Consider the following 18,192-nt stretch of genomic DNA (forward strand, 5'->3'; position numbering starts at 1 on the left):
CCCCGGCATGCAGCTTTTTCTAACGTTAGAGAGGGTAAAGAACAATATGACAAAACATATACTTAAAAATGGTGTACGGGTCATTGTGCATCCCATGTCACATACACGTGCAGTATCAATCGGAGTTTGGATCGAGGCTGGATCACGTCATGAAACAGCCGAACAAGCTGGAATGGCTCATTTCATTGAACATATGCTATTTAAAGGCACACAAACGCGAAGTGCGAAAGATCTAGCCATTGCATTTGACCGTATTGGTGGAAATAGCAATGCGTATACATCTAAAGAACAGACCTGTTATTACACTCGTGTTCTTGACCGGTATACCAAAGAAGCGATCGACTTATTAGCCGACATGCTGTGGAACTCGGTATTTGATGAGGAAGAAATGGAACGAGAAAAGCAGGTGATCATCGAAGAGATTCATATGGTCGAAGATACACCAGATGATTGTGTCCATGAATATTTATGGGAAGCGATGTACCCAGATCATCCACTTGGCCATTCGATCTTAGGAACGAAAGAGACACTCGCATCTTTTTCAAGAGATGATGTGTTAGCTTTCTATAAGGATGCCTATCACCCAAGCCGAATTATCGTGTCACTTGCAGGAAATATCGAGGATGATATGATCCCTTATCTTGAACAAGTGTTTGGACAGGTCTCTTGGGAGGAACCCCAAAAATCAGTTCTCCAGCCGGCTCTTTTTCATGCTACTGAGGTAAGAAATACAAAAGAAGTGGAACAAGCCCATTTGACCATCGCATGGCCTTCAAGCGGAGTCAAGGATGAACAAATCTATGCCACAGTTTTACTGCAAACGATGCTTGGAGGTTCGATGTCCTCAAGGTTGTTCCAAGAAATTCGTGAAACACGGGGCTTAGCTTATTCCATATATTCGTACCATACGTCATATATTGATCAGGGTGTCTTTGCTATCTACGGAGGAACGTCGCCTGAGCAGTTAGAAGAACTCGAGGCTGCTATCCATGAGAGCGTGAACCACCTATTAGAAACAGGATTTACAGAGATAGAGCTTGAGAATGCCAAAGATCAAATTATTTCAAACATCTATTTATCATTAGAAAATTCAACGACATGGATGAACCGCCTGGCTCGAAACGAAATTCTTTATGGCTATCAAAAGTCGATAGATGAATACGTGAACCGTTATCAACAGGTCACTCTCCATGATATTGAACAAGTGAGCCAGCTGTTTATACAAAAAAGTGCGAAATCTCTTATCCTGCCGAGCTAAATGAAACTCCCTTCCTGCTACTGCATATAGTAACGGGAGGGGGGTTTTATGCGTTTATCCGAATTAACTCAGAAGGAACTGGCAGGTATGCGGGATGGAAAAAAATATGGATTGCTTCAAGAAGCGGAACTTGTGGTGGATCCAGTCACGGGTCGATTGCAAGGCATTGAAGTGAAAAGTCCTAAATCATGGCGTGCGAAAAAGCAGGAAACGCTTTTCTTTGTTCCATGGGAGAGCATTCAAGTAATCGGAAAAGAATATGTGTTGTTTGAAAGAGATGAGACATGAAGATTGTTATTATTGGAACAGATGACCGGTATGAGCATTTAGCAGTCCTTTTGCAAACCTATGGGAATGTTTCCTATTTTCAATCATGGGAAGACTTTTCATCAAGTGACGATTGTTCCGCGCCTATTGACTTATTATTTTTACCAATCGGCAAGTTAGTAAATCAAAATGAACTTGCTATTCCTAGTACAGTCAAACATGTATGGTCAGGAAGTAGACAACCACTTCACAGAACAACGAATACATTGCTATTCCACTATACAGAAGACGAGGATTGGCTATGGAGTAACGCGGAACTGACAGCTGATTCATTTTTAAAATGGTTAATTCCCACTTTAGAGAAGCGAATCGCAAGCTACTCTTTTGATATTGCTGGTTATGGACGAGTAGGAAAACGAGTGGCACGAAAGTTATATCTCTTAGGGGCTGATGTGTCCATACGTACACGCTCTAAAAGTCAGCAAGCAGAAGCAAGGCTTCATCAATTTGATGCAAAAAATTTAGATGCACCTTTTAAAAATTCTATATGTATTAATACAATTCCAGCACCTTGGTTATCGAGCCAACAAGCTGAGAATCTTACTCTCATTTTAGACCTCGCCTCTGCACCAGGGTGTCTGATGCAAGATGCGCAAGCGAATTATTATCCGTTGCTATCACTTCCTGGGAAAATCTATCCGGAAGATGCAGCGTTTGAATTTCTACGATTACTGATACGAAAGGGGATTTTGCGTGGGAACGCTTAGTGGAAAACGAATTGGATTTGGTGTGACAGCTTCACACTGTACTTTTCCGGAACTAGAAGCCATGATCACTCAATTGCTTGACGAAGGGGCTGAAGTTCATCCTGTCGTCACGTATTCAGTCCTTCATGCGAACACGAGATTTGGGACGGGGGAAGAATGGATTCAAAAAATTGAAGGGTTGTGTGGACGGTCCGTAGTATCCACGATTGCAGATGCAGAACCCTTTGGACCGATCATTCCACTTGATTGCATGGTGATTGCCCCGCTTACAGGAAGTTCACTCAGTAAATTAGCCAATGCACAGACCGACTCTCCAGTCTTAATGGCAGCGAAAGCCACACTCCGAAATCGTAAGCCTGTCGTAATTGCCGTTTCTACGAATGATGCCTTAGGGTTAAATGGAACGAATCTCATGAATCTAATGCGAGCGAAACACGTGTATCTTGTACCGCTTGGTCAAGATGACCCGATTAAAAAACCGACATCTCTTGTAGCTGATTTTAATCAAATTAGTAGAACTGTTGAAGAAGCGTTAGATGGAAAGCAATTACAGCCTTTATTTATTAGTTATAACTAAATCAAATATAAGTAATAATTATTTCACAAACCGGATGAATTTTCATGCATCCTGTGTTACAATAGCGCCATTATGTATTACGGAAGGAGAGTTCACACGTGAGTAAAAGATATACAGTAGCCATTGTAGGAGCCACCGGAGCGGTTGGCCGGAAAATAGCAGAGAAGTTAGCCGAGAGGGACTTTCCAGTTAAATCAATCAAACTATTAGCATCTGCGAAATCAGCAGGGACTGAACTTTCTTATAATGGACATCCCGTAACTGTGGAGGAAGCCAGACCGGAAGCATTTGAAGGGGTCCAATTTGCATTTTTCTCAGCAGGAGGAGCCGTATCAAAAGTCCTTGCGAAAGAAGCAGCTGCTCGCGGAGCGATTGTCATAGATAATACAAGTGCATTCCGAATGGATCCGAACACGCCTCTTGTCGTACCTGAAGTGAATCCGCAAGCACTTGCTCAACATTCAGGAATTATTGCAAATCCCAACTGCTCAACCATTCAAATGGTCTGTGCACTTGAACCTCTTCGCAAAAAAGCAGGCGTTAAAAAGGTAATTGTGTCAACATATCAGGCGGTCTCAGGTGCAGGATCAGCTGCCATTGATGAATTGGAAAAGGAAAGTAGAGGATTGCGAGAAGTGACACCTAATCCTTCTGTCCTACCAGTGAAGAGTTTAGAGAAGCATTATCCGATTGCTGGAAATTTATTGCCACAGATTGATGTATTTGAGGACAATGGATTTACATTTGAGGAACTCAAGATGATGAATGAAACAAAGAAAATTATGGAGCTTCCGGATTTGGAAATTGCGGCCACATGTGTTCGTGTGCCCGTAGTGACAGGTCACTCCGAATCGGTTTATGTCGAAACAGAAAAAGAATTATCTCTAGATGAAATCCGCCAAGTTTTAGCGGAGGCAGAGGGTGTTGTTTTACAAGATGACCCTGCAAATCAATTGTATCCAATGCCGCTTTATGCGGAAGATCAAGACCCTGTCTATGTCGGCCGTATTCGTAAAGACCCTCATACACCAACAGGCATACACCTGTGGATTGTTGCAGACAATTTATTGAAAGGTGCGGCATTGAATTCGATTCAAATCGCCGAAAAAATGATTGAGCTTGGGCTCGTAAAAGAGGTGCAGGAATGAACCTCGGAAAATTACCGACAGCGATGATAACTCCGTTTACAAGAGAACTTACAATTGATTATACGGAACTTCCTAGACTCATTGATCATCTACTGTCTACAGGGACAACAGCCATCGTCGTCAATGGAACGACTGCAGAATCACCAACACTCTCAGGTGAAGAAAAAATAGAGCTAATTGGAGCTACCGTTCAACATGTAGCAGGAAGAGTACCTGTCATTGCGGGAACTGGATCCAACAATACACAACAATCCATTGATTTCACTCGAGCAGTCGAGCAAGTAGGTGTTGATGGATCCATGCTTGTTGCTCCGTACTATAATAAACCGAATCAGCGAAGTATGGTTGCTCATTTTACGGCGATTGCAGATGTGGCAACCAAGCCGATCATGCTCTATAACATACCAGGACGTTCGGTAGTCAATATGGACACTGAGACAACAGTTACCTTGAGTCAGCATCCGCATATTTTATGGATGAAAGAAGCAAGCGGGAACTTAAACCAGATTTCAGAAGTGATGAGAAAGAGCGCCTCTTCATTGCAAGTCTATTCAGGTGATGACGGACTGACTCTTCCACTACTTAGTATTGGTTCAAGTGGCACAGTATCAGTTGCCGCACATGTAGTGGGTCCTGAAATGACCCTAATGATAGAAAAGTTTGAACAGGGCAATGTCCAGGAAGCGGCTCACATGCACCAGCTCCTCTTGCCCGTATTTGAAGCTTTATTTACATCACCTAATCCGACTGTTGTCAAATATGCCCTCTCTAAAGTAGCAAGTTTTCATGATGCTGTAAGATTGCCTTTACTAAGTCTATCTGAGGATGAAAAGAAGCAATTTGACTCGATTTGGGATGATTTTAAAGATCAATGGAATAACCTCGTTGAAAATGCGAAAGGCTGAGCTTAGCTCAGTCTTTTTTTCTTGGTGTAGTGGTACTTTCTAAAACGGTGGCAGTAAGCTATAATGAAAAATAGTGAGAAGGTACGGGTACTTATTTTAGGAGGAAATCAATTGAAAACAGTAAATGAATTAATACGCGTAATTCCGCTTGGCGGAGTAGGAGAAATCGGAAAGGCAATGTACGTAGTTGAAATCGATGATGAGATTTTTGTCGTGGATAGTGGCTTGATGTTCCCAGAGAACGAAATGCTCGGCATCGACATTGTCATTCCAGACCTAACGTATTTAGAAGAAAATAAAGACCGAGTGAAAGGAATTTTTCTAACACATGGTCATGAAGACGCAATTGGCTCTGTAGCCTACTTGCTACAGAAAATTTCGGCACCTGTCTATGGTTCTAAATTAACATTAGCTCTTGCAAAGACCCACTTAAAAGATTTAAAACCAAAGCAACCAGTCAAATTTTTTGAAGTGACGAATTCAAGTCGCATGAATTTCCAACGTACGCATGTGACGTTCTTCCATGTAACACATAGTATTCCCGACACATTGGGAATTGTGTTCCATACTTCGGAAGGGCCGATTGTCTATACAAGTGAATTTAAGTTTGATCAATCGGCACAAGGAAAGTACGCTCCTGACCTAGGGAAGCTCGCTGCTCTTGGCGAACAAGGAGTATTTATGCTTCTTTCTGATTCTACAGAAGCAGAACGCCCAGGATATACAACATCGGAGTTTGTGGTATCCAATCAACTATCCGATACATTTTATGGAGCAAAAGGCCGTGTCATCGTTGCTCTTTATGCATCAAATTTTATTCGTATCCAACAAGTGCTCGATAAAGCTCAAGAAACAGGTAAAAAAGTCGCTTTAGTAGGAAAAACATTAGAAACGATTATGAAAATCGCTATTGATTTAGGCTATATGAATGTAGGGGAAGATGTCCTTGTTCCGCTGAAGGAAATTAGTTCTGTAGATGACGATAAACTCGTAATCATCGTTTCCGGTACACAAGGAGAGCCGCTCGAAGCACTTGAAAAAATGGTACGAAAGCAGCACCGCGAAATCAAAATCATTCAAACCGATACCGTTTTAATTACATTCACTCCTTCTCCAGGAATGGAAGTAAGCATGTATCACAGCATGAATAATATTGCGAAGGCTGGCGCGAGAGTATTAACGTCTGCTAAAAATGTTCATGTTTCAGGTCATGGCAGTCAAGAAGATTTAAAGATGATGATCAACTTATTGAAGCCTAAATACTTTATCCCTGTACAAGGAGAGTACCGCATGTTGATTGCGCACTCGAAACTTGCACAGCAAGTGGGACTTCATAAATCGCAAATCTTTATAGCAGACAAAGGCGATATTGTGGAATTTAAAAACAACAAAGTTCGCATGAGTGGTCGTGTTACTGCTGGAAATGTTTTAATTGATGGAATTGGTGTCGGGGACGTTGGAAACATTGTCCTCCGTGATCGTAAACTATTATCTCAAGATGGAATCTTTATTGTGGTTGTCACTCTTGACCGTAAGAAGCGGAAAATTGCTTCCGGTCCTGAAGTAATTTCTCGTGGCTTTGTTTATGTGCGGGAATCAGAAGAGTTACTTCAAGAAGCACAACAGAAAGTAAAGACAGTGGTCGAGAAATACACGGAAAAAGATTCGTTTGAGTGGACGAATATTAAACAAGAAATTCGTGATACATTACATTCGTATCTATTCCAACAAACCAAACGTCGACCAATGATCATTCCTATCATTATGGAATATTAAAATGAATGAGGGTTTCCACCTTTCGGGGAGGGAACCCTTTTTATCACAATTAGAGGGGGAAGCAGCGTGTCGAGAAAAGCAAAAGCGAAATCAACGAAGAAACGCAAAAAACAGCAGCTGCATCCGCTGCTATTTGAAATTTTTGGACTAATTTTAATAGGCCTAGCCATTATTGCGATATTTGAATACGGGCCACTTGGTAGAGGACTTCACTTTATCGGTACGAGTCTCTTTGGGGACCTTCACTTTGTATTGCCTTTCTTTTTCATTCTGTTCGCCTTATGGATGATGATTAAGCAGTCCATTCCGAAGTGGACCAATCGAATCACTGGTGGGAGTATAATTGTCGTTTCAGGAATTCTTATCATACGTCATCATGTCATGTTTACGGCACGTCAAGAAGTCGGATTCGATGTAGACGCGTCGGTCATGAAAGAAACGATGAATGTTCTTTTTAGTGATACAGCGACTGCTAATAAGGGCGGAGGATTAGTTGGTGGTGTATTGTATGCATTCAGCCGTGGATTGATGGCGGAGGGAGGAGCCGTGCTATTTGCTTGGATTCTTATAAGCATCGGATTGATTTTGATTACGGGGAGAGCTCTTTTACCATGGGCAGGAAAACAGGTAGCTACCGTATCTGGTAGTGCTTATGAAAAAATTCAGCAACAATTCGTTGAGAGAAAGTCCAAACCAAAGCCAATACCAAAACATCAAGCGAAAAAAGAAGTAGCTACTGTCGAATCACCACTTGTACTTGTGGACGTGCCGCTTCAGACACCTTCTCACGAAGAACAGGTCGATCGAGAACCGATTATCTCCGCGTTTAATGAGCGACCAAAACCAAAGCCGAAAGTGGAAGAGACAGCTGAAGTGGATCAAGAACCTTTACCTGATATTGCGATAAATCTGGCAGAAGAACAAGCGGAGAATGAAGCATACATACTGCCATCTATGGATTTGCTAACACCTTCTCCTCATGCCGATCAAAGTTCAGAGCTAGGCGCCATTCAGTCCAATGCCAAAAAGTTGGAACAAACGTTTTTGAGTTTCGGTGTCAAAGCGAAGGTCACACAAGTTCACCTAGGGCCGGCGGTTACAAAATATGAAGTATTGCCAGACGTTGGAGTGAAGGTAAGCCGAATAGTCAGTCTAAGTGATGATTTAGCCCTTGCCCTTGCCGCTCGTGACATTCGGATAGAAGCACCGATTCCTGGAAAGTCAGCCATCGGAATCGAAGTTCCAAATTCAGAAGTCGCAATGGTGAGTTTGCGTGAAGTTCTTGAAGAAAGTCAAACAGAAAACTCTGGGAAGCTGACCGTAGCCCTTGGCCGCGATATTACAGGGAATGCTGTCATCGCAGAACTGAATAAAATGCCTCATATGCTTGTCGCAGGATCTACAGGGTCTGGGAAAAGTGTATGTATGAACGGTATTATTGTGAGCTTGATGATGCGAGCAAAGCCACATGAAGTCAAGATGATGATGATTGACCCGAAAATGGTGGAATTAAATGTCTATAACGGGATTCCTCATTTACTGGCTCCTGTAGTAACGGACCCACGTAAAGCGTCGCAAGCCCTTAAGAAAATTGTCTCTGAGATGGAACGCCGTTATGATTTGTTTTCACACACGGGTACACGCAATATGGAAGGCTATAACCAGTTCGTGGACAAATGGAATAGCGAAAACGAAGAACAACACGCCAAACTTCCTTATATAGTGGTGTTTGTGGACGAGTTAGCAGACCTTATGATGGTTGCATCCAATGATGTAGAAGATTCCATCACCCGTCTCGCTCAGATGGCTCGGGCTTCAGGCATCCATTTGATCATTGCCACACAGCGCCCAAGTGTCGACGTGATTACCGGTATTATTAAGGCCAATATTCCTTCTCGAATTGCGTTCGCCGTATCATCTGCTATCGATTCTCGTACGATTTTAGATATGGGTGGAGCAGAGAAATTGCTTGGACGAGGAGATATGTTATTCCATCCGTCTGGAAATTCAAAACCGGTACGTGTGCAAGGAGCATTTGTTTCGGATGCAGAAGTGGAACGAATCGTAGATGCGGTGATTGAACAGCAGAAGGCAAACTATGTGGAAGAGATGATTCCATCAGAATCAGAAGAACAAATTTCACAAGAAGAAAGAGACGACCTATTTGATGACGCTGCTACACTTGTTATGGAGATGCAGACAGCTTCAGTATCGATGATTCAAAGACGGTTCCGTGTAGGTTATTCTCGGGCGGCACGGATTATTGATCAATTAGAACTTGCAGGAATTGTGGGACCGTACGAAGGGTCAAAACCACGCCAAGTTCTAATGAATCGTGTGACATATGAAAATGAAGAAGTATGACAAAAAGGTTACAAAAAGATTAAGAGTTTTGCATTTGATCTGAAAAAACTATTTATTTTTAAGTTTTTAAATGGTATAGTATGACTGATTAGTAGGAATGTTTTACATCAGAGGTCTGATCTCTTTGTTTATTGGTGGTGTTTTAAGTGTCAATTAAGCTTGACCAGCGACATTTATACTTGCAGGTGATTGATCGTATCAAAAAAGATATCGACAATGGAGTATTCAAAGAGAAGGAAAAACTTCCCTCTGAATTCGAACTTGCAAAAATGCTCGGCGTAAGTCGTGCAACTTTGCGAGAAGCTCTTCGGTTACTCGAAGAGGAGAATGTGATTGTCAGAAGACACGGAGTCGGTACATTTGTGAACTCAAAGCCCGTCTTCACTTCTGGCATTGAACAGTTATCCAGTGTTTCATCCATGATCAAAAAAGCAGGAATGGAGCCTGGAGTTATTTATTTAAGTTCTTTGCAATCGCTTCCAACAGAAGAAGACGTGCAGCGATTTGATTGCTCAGAAGAAGATATGATTGTTACTATTGAGCGCGTACGTACAGCTAACGGTGATCCTGTCGTCTATTGTGTCGACAAAGTTCCCGCTAAATATCTTCCGGAAGATTATTTGAGTCGGCAAGAGGGTTCTCTCTTTTCTGCTCTTGAACAATCTGGGGAGTTACGTGTATCGCACGCAGTGACATTCATTGATCCGATGGGGTATCATGACGTGGCATCGCCTACTTTAAATTGTGAGCCAGAAACAGCACTTCTTGTGTTAAAGCAGCTTCATTATGATGAACAAGACCGAGTGGTTCTGTACTCGAAAAACTATTTCCGAGCAGACAAATTCAGTTTCCATGTGATTCGTAAGCGGGTGTAACGATCAATTCCTACTAATAAGAAACTAATTTTGGAGGTAATTAACGTGTCAAAACGCAAATACGGTTTAGGTCTTTCAGCAATGTTGGCAGCAGGTACTTTACTTGCAGCTTGTGGTTCGGATGAAGAAACACCAGAAACAAATGGTAACGCTGGTGAAGGTAGCACAGATACAGAAGAAACAGCTGATTTTTCTGTAGCGATGGTTACTGACATTGGTGGAGTAGACGACAAGTCATTCAACCAATCTGCTTGGGAAGGTATCAAACAGTTCGGTGAAGACAACGGTCTAGCTCAGGGTGATGGTGGTTATGATTACCTTCAATCGGCTTCAGATGCTGACTACGTAACAAACTTAAACAACTTAGTTCGTCGTGACTTTGACGTGGTATTTGGAATTGGTTTCTTAATGGAAGCTGCTGTAAATGATATCGCTCAACAACAACCAGAAGCACAACTTGCTATTATTGATGCAGTTGTTGATCAGCCAAACGTAGCATCTGTTCTTTTCAAAGAGCAAGAGGGTGCATTCCTAGCGGGTGTAGCTGCTGCGCTTATGTCTGAATCAAAACAAATCGGTTTTGTTGGTGGAATGGAAATTCCAGTAATCGAGCGCTTTGAAGCAGGATTCCTTGCTGGAGTAGCAGCAGTTGATCCATCTATCGAAGTAGATGTACAGTACACTGGCTCATTTGACGATGCGTCACTTGGTAAAACAACTGCGAACCGTATGTATTCTTCAGGCGTAGACATTATCTTCCACGCTGCTGGTGGTACGGGTAACGGTGTTTTCGCAGAAGCGAAAGAGCGTAAAACCAAAGATGCGAACGCAAACGTATGGGTAATCGGAGTTGACTCTGACCAGTACGATGAAGGTGCTGTTGGCGATACAAACGTAACATTGACTTCAATGTTGAAGCGTGTTGATGAAGCAGTCATCCGTATCTCTGAAGCGGCTAAGAACGGTGAATTCCCAGGTGGCGAATCAACAGTTTACGGTTTAGCTGAAGAAGGTGTAGCCCTTGCAGATTCTCGTGGTGCGATTCCAGATGACATCATGGCTCAAATCGATGAGTTCAAACAACAAATCGTTGATGGTGACATCGTAGTACCTGAAACTGTAGAGTAAGTGAATGCAAGAATCATAAAGACCGATATCTATCGGTCTTTATGATCTTTTTTTAGCTAAAATCCAAATAATAGATGAAAGATTTTTGTGTTCAAAATCTTTCATGTGTTATTTAGATAGAATTGGAGTGAGATCAGTGGAGTATGTTATCGAAATGCTCAACATCCGTAAACAGTTTGGTAACTTCGTTGCAAATGATAATATTACCCTTCAATTAAAAAAGGGTGAGATTCATGCATTGCTTGGTGAAAATGGAGCTGGGAAATCCACATTGATGAATGTGTTATTTGGTCTCTATCAGCCAGAAGGTGGAGAAATTCGAGTGAAAGGTGAAAAAGTCTCTATTGCTAACCCAAATATTGCGAATGATTTAGGAATCGGTATGGTTCACCAACACTTTATGCTCGTTGAAAACTTTACTGTTACAGAGAATATTATCTTAGGGAATGAATTAACAAGAGGTGGCGTCATTGATAAACGAGTGGCTGCCCGAAAAATAACAGAGCTTTCAGAAACATATGGACTTGATGTAGACCCAACTGCGAAGATTGAAGATATTTCTGTAGGAATGCAGCAACGTGTTGAAATCTTGAAAACGCTTTTTCGTGGGGCGGAAATTCTCATTTTTGATGAACCAACTGCTTCGTTGACTCCTCAAGAAATTGATGATTTGATCCAAATCATGAAACGCTTAATTGCAGAAGGTAAATCGATCATCCTAATTACTCATAAATTAAAAGAAATCATGGATGTATCGGACCGAGTAACTGTTATTCGAAAAGGTAAGGGAATTGGTACTGTTGTTACAGCAGAGACGAACCCGGATGAATTAGCTTCACTGATGGTAGGGCGTCAAGTTGAATTTAAGACAATTAAAAAAGAGGCTACACCAGGTGAAGACACGCTAGTCATTAAAGACCTTGTTGTTCAAGATTACCGCGGAATTGACAAAGTGAAAAATTTAAATTTGACAGTTCGTAAAGGAGAAATCCTTGGACTTGCGGGTATTGACGGAAACGGACAAAGTGAGCTGATTGAAGCCATTACGGGGCTTCGAAAGTCAAAGTCTGGGTCAATTACTCTAAATGGAAACGATATTACAGGATTCAAACCACGTAAAGTGACGGAGAGTGGAATTGGTCACATCCCTGAAGATCGTCATAAACATGGATTGGTTCTCGATTTCCCAATTGGTCACAATATTGCACTTCAAACATATTATCAAGAACCAATTGCTAAGAATGGAATTATGAACTACTCAAAAGTTTCAGAGCTAGCTAAAAAAATTATTGCCGATTATGATGTGCGTACGACTGGTGAAGATGCTTTAGCGCGTTCACTTTCAGGTGGTAATCAGCAAAAAGCGATTATTGGGCGAGAAGTATATCGGGACCCAGATTTGTTGATTGCTGCATTGCCGACACGTGGGCTAGATGTTGGTGCGATCGAATTCATTCATCAACGTTTAATTGAGCAACGAGATAATGGGAAAGCAGTTCTTTTACTTTCTTATGAATTAGATGAAGTGATGAATGTATCAGACCGTATTGCAGTTATGTATGATGGATACATTATTGATACGCTTGATCCAAAACAGACAACAGAACAAGAACTTGGGTTGTTGATGGCCGGACAAGCAAAGAAGAAACGAACGAAACAGGGGGAGACAGCTCATGTCGAATAGACTGATTAATATCCTCGTACCGGCTGTGTCTGTCGTATTGGGTTTGATTGTGGGAGCTATCATAATGGTTTTAAGTGGCTATGATCCAATCAAAGGATACGTAGCATTATGGAATGGCATCTTCGGAGATATTTATGCGATGGGTGAAACCATTCGTCAAATCACACCTTATATCCTAGCTGGGCTTGCTGTTGCATTCGCCTTTCGCACGGGACTATTTAATATTGGAGTAGAAGGTCAATTAATCGTAGGCTGGTTTGCTGCAGCATGGGTTGGTGTCACATTTACAGACCTACCAGCTATTGTACACTTACCACTCGCATTGATTGCGGCAGCACTTGCTGGAGCATTTTGGGGACTTATTCCTGGGATTCTTAAAGCGAAGTTGCACGTCCATGAAGTAATTGTCACGATCATGATGAACTATATTGCCCTTTACGTAACAAATGCGCTCATTCGTTCCATCTCAGACGGTGGAGACAACACAGGTCGTATAGCGGAAAGTGCGTCTCTTGCATCACCATTCCTACAAGGCTTAACAGATTTCTCTCGTCTCCACTATGGAATTATAGTTGCCCTCGTTATGGTGTTTGTCATGTGGTTTATTTTAGAGAAAACCAAAACAGGATTTGAATTGAAAGCGGTTGGGTTTAACCAACATGCTTCTGAATATGCAGGAATGAATGTAAGTCGCAATATTATTATGTCTATGGTTATTGCCGGTATGTTTGCAGGATTAGCCGGAGCGATGGAAGCGTTAGGAACATTCCAATACGCTAACGTTAAAGGCGGGTTTACTGGGATCGGTTTTGACGGAATCGCCGTCGCCTTACTTGGAGCCAACACACCACTCGGAGTTGTATTTGGAGCAACACTCTTTGGTGCATTAAAATATGGTTCTTTAAACATGCCAAACCAAGCTGGTGTTCCAGTGGAAATTGTTTCAATTGTTATCGCTACCATTATTTTCTTTGTAGCATCGGGCTATGTCATTCGCCTATTCCTCGAGAAAATTAGCAAGAAAAAGGAGGCGAAATAAATGAGCGCCTTTTTAGATGCACTCTACTTTATTATTCCTGTTTCAATCGCCTATGCAGCTCCACTTATTTTTGTAGCTATCGGTGGGGTCTTTTCGGAAAAATCCGGTGTAGTTAACATAGGACTTGAAGGCCTCATGGTAATGGGCGCATTTGTCGGGATTGTCTTTAACTTAACATTTGCCGAGCAATTAGGCGGAGCCACAATCTGGTTCGCATTACTTGCCGCAATGGTCGTGTCAGGGATTTTCTCATTGTTACATGCCGTTGCCTCTATTACCTTCCGAGCGGACCAAGTTATTTCTGGTGTTGCCATAAACATGCTTGGGGCTGCACTCGCTATTTTTGCAGTGAAACTTATTTACGATAAAGGTCAAACTGACTATGTGTCACAACAATTTATTCGCTTTGATATACCAGTACTTAAAGATATTCCCGTTATTGGACCGATGTTCTTTAATGATGTCTATGCAACATCGATTCTAGCGATTGCGATTGCCATCTTAGCTTGGTTTGTTATTTATAAGACACCATTTGGATTGCGTCTCCGCTCAGTAGGGGAACATCCAATGGCAGCAGACACGATGGGAATCAAAGTAAATCGTATGCGTTATATCGCTGTTGTTATTTCAGGGATGCTCGCAGGGATCGGTGGAGCTGCTTACGCTCAATCCATTTCTTATGAGTTCTCACACTCAACAATCAATGGTCAAGGGTTTATGGCTCTTGCCGCGATGATTTTTGGTAAATGGCATCCACTTGGTGCGATGGGAGCAGCATTATTCTTTGGTCTTGCTCAATCATTGAAAATTGTAGGTGGTTCGATTGATTTCATCGATCAAGTGCCATCAGTTTACCTGGATATATTACCTTACGTCTTGACGATCTTGGCTCTTGCTGGATTTATTGGAAAAGCAAGTGCACCAAAAGCAATCGGAAAACCGTATATTAAAGGAAAACGATAATTTTTTTCAGGGCCTCCGTATAGGAGGCCTTTTTCAGTGGAATTCTTGACTAGAGATAGTCGTAGCAAGACGTTAGTGGTACACTAAACGTTAGAGAAAGGGGCAGTCATTTTGTTTACAGCACGCAAGCTTTCAGAAGGAGTGACATTCTACTCACTTCCAACTAAACAGTTTAAAACCATCACACTTTCCATTAAATTCGAGGCACCTCTGACAGAGGAAGCCGCAGGCCGACGGACAGTGCTTTCTAATATACTTCAGTTCAGTAATCAGCTTACACCAACCAATACCGCATTCAGACAAGCTCTGGATGAATTATATGGTGCTTCCATTTATTTAGACTCCACAAAACGTGGTGCACGTCATTATCTTCATTTAAATGCTGATTTTGTGAATGACTCCTATTTAAACGGTTCGTCAGTAACGGAGGCGGTTTGTGAATTGCTTCAAGCCATCGTACGTAAACCTCTCTTTTTAACAGATGCATTCGATGACTCTATTTTTACGAGAGAAAAAAAACAAGTGATTAGTCGGTTAGACTCTTTATATGAAGACAAAGCACGCTTCGCTCAGCAACGTCTTCTTGAAATCATTCGTCCGAATCATCCGGCTTCGATGTCCGCCTCAGGAAACAAAGAGCGTATTGAAAGAATGACATTAGAAGATCTCAAAGAAGCTTATCATTCCATGATACAGGAAGATAAAATTTCCATTTATGTAGTGGGAGATATTGACGAACAGCAATGGAACGAATTGCTCCCAACCTATTTAGGTTTTGATCCGCGAACTTCACTCGTTATCCATTCTGACATAGATACAATTCAAACGGCTGAAGGGTCAACCACTGAAATTCAAGAGATGAAACAAGGAAAATTGCATATGGCGTATGAGACTCCTGTTACCGGCTCATCGCCACTATTCCCGACCATGCAATTACTAAATGGAATATTCGGTGCGTACCCGCATTCGAAATTATTTACGAATGTCCGGGAGAAAGAGAGTCTCGCGTATTACGCATCAAGTTCGTTTGCTTCTTCTTACGGTTTGCTATTTGCGAACAGTGGAATTGAACCTGCCCAAAAAGACAAAGCGGAAAAACTAATAGATGCGCAGCTTGAGGAAATCCGTTCAGGTCATATTTCCGATTTAGAATTTGTTCAAACAAAATCCATGTTAAAAAATCAGCTGCTTGAAATTCGCGACTCTGCTCGAGGGATGATTGAAGTGTATGATTCCTATCATGAAATCGATCCAGAATTCACAATTGAAGGATGGGCTTCTAAGTGGGAAAATGTTTCAAAGGAATCCATTCAACAATTAGCGAAAGACATCCGGAAAGTCCATACGTTTTTTTTAGCTGGCAAGGAGGAGAACTAAATGGAACACTTACATTTTGAGCAACTAAATGAATCCCTCTATTACGAAAAAATGGAGAACGGTTTAGAAGTTTATGTTCTTCCAAAGAATGGCTTCTCAAAGTCCTATGTCACTTTTACAACAAAATACGGTTCAATCGACAATCATTTTATTCCACCGGGGCAACAAGAAGTCCGTGTACCTGACGGGATTGCTCATTTCTTAGAACATAAAATGTTTGAAAAAGAAGATGGCGATGTCTTTCAAAAGTTTAGTGAAGAAGGGGCGTCAGCGAACGCTTTTACTTCATTTACTCGCACCGCCTATTTATTTTCAGCAACTGAAAACATCGAGAACCACACGAAAACATTAATCGATTTCGTCCAGATTCCTTATTTTACGGAAGCGACAGTGAATAAAGAAAAAGGAATTATCGCTCAGGAAATCACGATGTATGATGATATGCCGGATTGGCGTTTGTATTTTGGTGCGATTGAAAATATGTATCATCATCACCCCGTAAAAATCGACATTGCAGGGACAGTTGATTCGATTCAAGAAATCACAGCGGAACATTTGTATTTGTGTCATCAAACATTCTATCATCCATCAAATATGGTGCTATTTGCAGTGGGAGCTGTTGAACCAGATGCATTTATGGAACTTGTGCGAAAGAATCAAGAATCGAAACATTTTACTGATAAACCGGAAGTCCAACATTTGCTACCCGAGGAACCCGATCATGTGGCTGTTCCTTACCGGGAACTACAAATGGACGTTGTTCAACCTAAAGTCATTTACGGGATAAAAGCTCCTGTTCATCAATTGACTGGGAATGATATGTTAAAGTATGAACTCGCCATGCAAGTGACAATCGATATTCTATTTGGTCGAGCATCCGCCTTTTATTCAACGGCTTATGAAAACGGTTTTATCGATGAATCCTATTCAGCAGACTTTTCTATGGAAAGCAGTTACGGATTCTCGATGATTGGTTCAGATACTGATAAGCCTCAGGAACTGATCAAGGCAATACGTCATTTTTTAACTACTCCGTTTGAGGAGTTCAATCAAGTAACTGATCAATTAGAACGTACGAAAAAACGTAAGATTGGCACCTTTTTACGTGCCCTCAATTCCATTGAATATATTGCCAACCAGTTCACGCGCTATCGGTTGAATGAAATGGACCTGTTTCAAGTATTGCCAGTACTTGAATCGCTGACAATTGACGATTTAAAAGCAGCATACTCTCAATTACAAAGCACGGATGCCCATACGCAGTTCGTCATTTTACCAAATGGAAAAAAATAAGTTTGTTCTTGTTACAGGAGGCACAGGAGCAATCGGTTCTGCAATCGTAGAGCTGCTTGCTGCCTCAGGGTACTCTGTCTATATTCATTATGTACATTCGGAAAGTAAGGCAATAGAACTGGTAGACCGTTTGACTACACAGTACCCAGCTCAATGGTTCAGTGCCCATCAATTTCGATTAGAAACGTTGACCAAAGAGGACCTGTCCTTTATTTTTGAACTGTCATCAGTTGTCTTCGCTCATGGAACGACCGTGTATAAGGAGTTTGGCGAAACCTCTTTCGAGGAGAGACACTCCTTATTTAATCAATATATGGAAGGTCCGTACCTAATTTTAAAGCTAGTAGAGAACCAATTAAGAGGTGGAAGCGTCGTATACATTGGGTCTATTTTTGGGCATCTTGGGGCATCTTGGGAAGCTTGGTACAGTACAATGAAAGCTGGTCAGATTGGCATGATGAAAAGCTTAGCGAAAGAATGGGCTACTTATCCGATCCGTGTCAATATGGTGAGTCCAGGGCTCATTTATTCTAACATCCATCAACATCTATCAGAGGAAGATATAACACTAACAATAAGTGAAATACCCATACAACGAGCAGGATTGCCTGAAGAAGTTGCTTTTGCTGTTAGATTTCTTCTATCGGAGGATAGTCGATACATAACGGGTCAAGCAATTTTTGTTGATGGTGGATGGAATCTTCTTGGATAGATTCTTCACTCTGTACATAAAATCCGCTATGATAGAAGAAGATAAGAAAGCGAGGGGTC

16 protein-coding genes are annotated in these 18,192 nt (G+C 41.7%); all 16 read left to right on the forward strand.

What is annotated here, in order from left to right; all coding sequences use genetic code 11:
* Positions 1–46 precede the first annotated feature (46 nt).
* The 16 genes from ACFO0S_RS05165 to ACFO0S_RS05240 all read left to right on the forward strand — a co-directional run bounded on the left by ACFO0S_RS05165 (position 47) and on the right by ACFO0S_RS05240 (position 18,133).
* The gene (locus ACFO0S_RS05165; protein WP_378140746.1) at positions 47–1,258 is read left to right on the forward strand and encodes a M16 family metallopeptidase; all 1,212 of its coding nucleotides are present in this window, start codon (positions 47–49) and stop codon (positions 1,256–1,258) included.
* A 48-nt stretch (positions 1,259–1,306) separates the two neighbouring features.
* Positions 1,307–1,546, forward strand: a complete 240-nt coding sequence (locus tag ACFO0S_RS05170) for a YlmC/YmxH family sporulation protein (RefSeq protein WP_378140747.1) — start codon at positions 1,307–1,309, stop codon at positions 1,544–1,546.
* Positions 1,543–2,292 carry a hypothetical protein gene (locus ACFO0S_RS05175; protein WP_378140748.1) on the forward strand — a complete coding sequence of 250 codons (750 nt, stop codon included), beginning with the start codon at positions 1,543–1,545 and terminating at the stop codon, positions 2,290–2,292. The genes ACFO0S_RS05170 and ACFO0S_RS05175 overlap by 4 nt, the downstream gene beginning before the upstream one ends.
* On the forward strand, positions 2,279–2,869 hold the full coding sequence (locus ACFO0S_RS05180; RefSeq protein ID WP_378140749.1) for a dipicolinate synthase subunit B: 591 nt from the start codon (positions 2,279–2,281) through the stop codon (positions 2,867–2,869). The genes ACFO0S_RS05175 and ACFO0S_RS05180 overlap by 14 nt, the downstream gene beginning before the upstream one ends.
* A 98-nt stretch (positions 2,870–2,967) precedes the next feature.
* Positions 2,968–4,017, forward strand: a complete 1,050-nt coding sequence (locus ACFO0S_RS05185) for an aspartate-semialdehyde dehydrogenase (protein ID WP_378140750.1) — start codon at positions 2,968–2,970, stop codon at positions 4,015–4,017.
* Positions 4,014–4,922, forward strand: coding sequence for a 4-hydroxy-tetrahydrodipicolinate synthase (gene dapA / locus ACFO0S_RS05190; RefSeq protein ID WP_378140751.1), 909 nt, complete (start codon positions 4,014–4,016; stop codon positions 4,920–4,922). The genes ACFO0S_RS05185 and dapA overlap by 4 nt, the downstream gene beginning before the upstream one ends.
* Positions 4,923–4,985: 63 nt before the next feature.
* The gene (locus ACFO0S_RS05195; protein ID WP_378140752.1) at positions 4,986–6,698 is read left to right on the forward strand and encodes a ribonuclease J; all 1,713 of its coding nucleotides are present in this window, start codon (positions 4,986–4,988) and stop codon (positions 6,696–6,698) included.
* Between the two features lie 66 nt (positions 6,699–6,764).
* On the forward strand, positions 6,765–9,062 hold the full coding sequence (locus tag ACFO0S_RS05200; RefSeq protein ID WP_378140753.1) for a DNA translocase FtsK: 2,298 nt from the start codon (positions 6,765–6,767) through the stop codon (positions 9,060–9,062).
* Positions 9,063–9,208: 146 nt separating this feature from the next.
* Positions 9,209–9,937 carry a GntR family transcriptional regulator gene (locus ACFO0S_RS05205; RefSeq protein WP_378140754.1) on the forward strand — a complete coding sequence of 243 codons (729 nt, stop codon included), beginning with the start codon at positions 9,209–9,211 and terminating at the stop codon, positions 9,935–9,937.
* 45 nt (positions 9,938–9,982) lie between these two features.
* Complete coding sequence (locus ACFO0S_RS05210) at positions 9,983–11,065, forward strand: BMP family lipoprotein (protein WP_378140755.1); 1,083 nt, start codon at positions 9,983–9,985, stop codon at positions 11,063–11,065.
* Between the two features lie 136 nt (positions 11,066–11,201).
* Complete coding sequence (locus ACFO0S_RS05215; RefSeq protein WP_378140756.1) at positions 11,202–12,749, forward strand: ABC transporter ATP-binding protein; 1,548 nt, start codon at positions 11,202–11,204, stop codon at positions 12,747–12,749.
* Positions 12,739–13,788 carry an ABC transporter permease gene (locus ACFO0S_RS05220; RefSeq protein ID WP_378140757.1) on the forward strand — a complete coding sequence of 350 codons (1,050 nt, stop codon included), beginning with the start codon at positions 12,739–12,741 and terminating at the stop codon, positions 13,786–13,788. The genes ACFO0S_RS05215 and ACFO0S_RS05220 overlap by 11 nt, the downstream gene beginning before the upstream one ends.
* Entirely contained in the window at positions 13,789–14,751 is a 963-nt protein-coding gene (locus ACFO0S_RS05225) for an ABC transporter permease (protein ID WP_378140758.1), read from the forward strand. It begins immediately after the preceding gene.
* Positions 14,752–14,862: 111 nt separating this feature from the next.
* Positions 14,863–16,128 carry an EF-P 5-aminopentanol modification-associated protein YfmF gene (yfmF, locus tag ACFO0S_RS05230; RefSeq protein WP_378140759.1) on the forward strand — a complete coding sequence of 422 codons (1,266 nt, stop codon included), beginning with the start codon at positions 14,863–14,865 and terminating at the stop codon, positions 16,126–16,128.
* A complete protein-coding gene (yfmH, locus tag ACFO0S_RS05235; RefSeq protein ID WP_378140760.1) occupies positions 16,129–17,421 on the forward strand; it encodes an EF-P 5-aminopentanol modification-associated protein YfmH in 1,293 nt (430 codons plus the stop codon). It begins immediately after the preceding gene.
* Positions 17,408–18,133, forward strand: a complete 726-nt coding sequence (locus tag ACFO0S_RS05240) for an SDR family NAD(P)-dependent oxidoreductase (protein ID WP_378140761.1) — start codon at positions 17,408–17,410, stop codon at positions 18,131–18,133. The genes yfmH and ACFO0S_RS05240 overlap by 14 nt, the downstream gene beginning before the upstream one ends.
* The last annotated feature ends 59 nt before the right edge of the window (positions 18,134–18,192 follow it).

The organism is Chryseomicrobium palamuruense, from assembly GCF_042649045.1.
GTDB classification, from domain to species: Bacteria; Bacillota; Bacilli; order Bacillales_A; family Planococcaceae; genus Chryseomicrobium; species Chryseomicrobium palamuruense.

Coding starts and splice junctions, on each gene's coding strand:
- ACFO0S_RS05165 (WP_378140746.1), top strand. CDS start 47: ATGACAAAACATATACTTAAAAATGGTGTACGGGTCATTGTGCATCCC.
- ACFO0S_RS05170 (WP_378140747.1), top strand. CDS start 1,307: ATGCGTTTATCCGAATTAACTCAGAAGGAACTGGCAGGTATGCGGGAT.
- ACFO0S_RS05175 (WP_378140748.1), top strand. CDS start 1,543: ATGAAGATTGTTATTATTGGAACAGATGACCGGTATGAGCATTTAGCA.
- dapA (WP_378140751.1), top strand. CDS start 4,014: ATGAACCTCGGAAAATTACCGACAGCGATGATAACTCCGTTTACAAGA.
- ACFO0S_RS05195 (WP_378140752.1), top strand. CDS start 4,986: ATGAAAAATAGTGAGAAGGTACGGGTACTTATTTTAGGAGGAAATCAA.
- ACFO0S_RS05220 (WP_378140757.1), top strand. CDS start 12,739: ATGTCGAATAGACTGATTAATATCCTCGTACCGGCTGTGTCTGTCGTA.
- ACFO0S_RS05225 (WP_378140758.1), top strand. CDS start 13,789: ATGAGCGCCTTTTTAGATGCACTCTACTTTATTATTCCTGTTTCAATC.
- yfmH (WP_378140760.1), top strand. CDS start 16,129: ATGGAACACTTACATTTTGAGCAACTAAATGAATCCCTCTATTACGAA.
- ACFO0S_RS05240 (WP_378140761.1), top strand. CDS start 17,408: ATGGAAAAAAATAAGTTTGTTCTTGTTACAGGAGGCACAGGAGCAATC.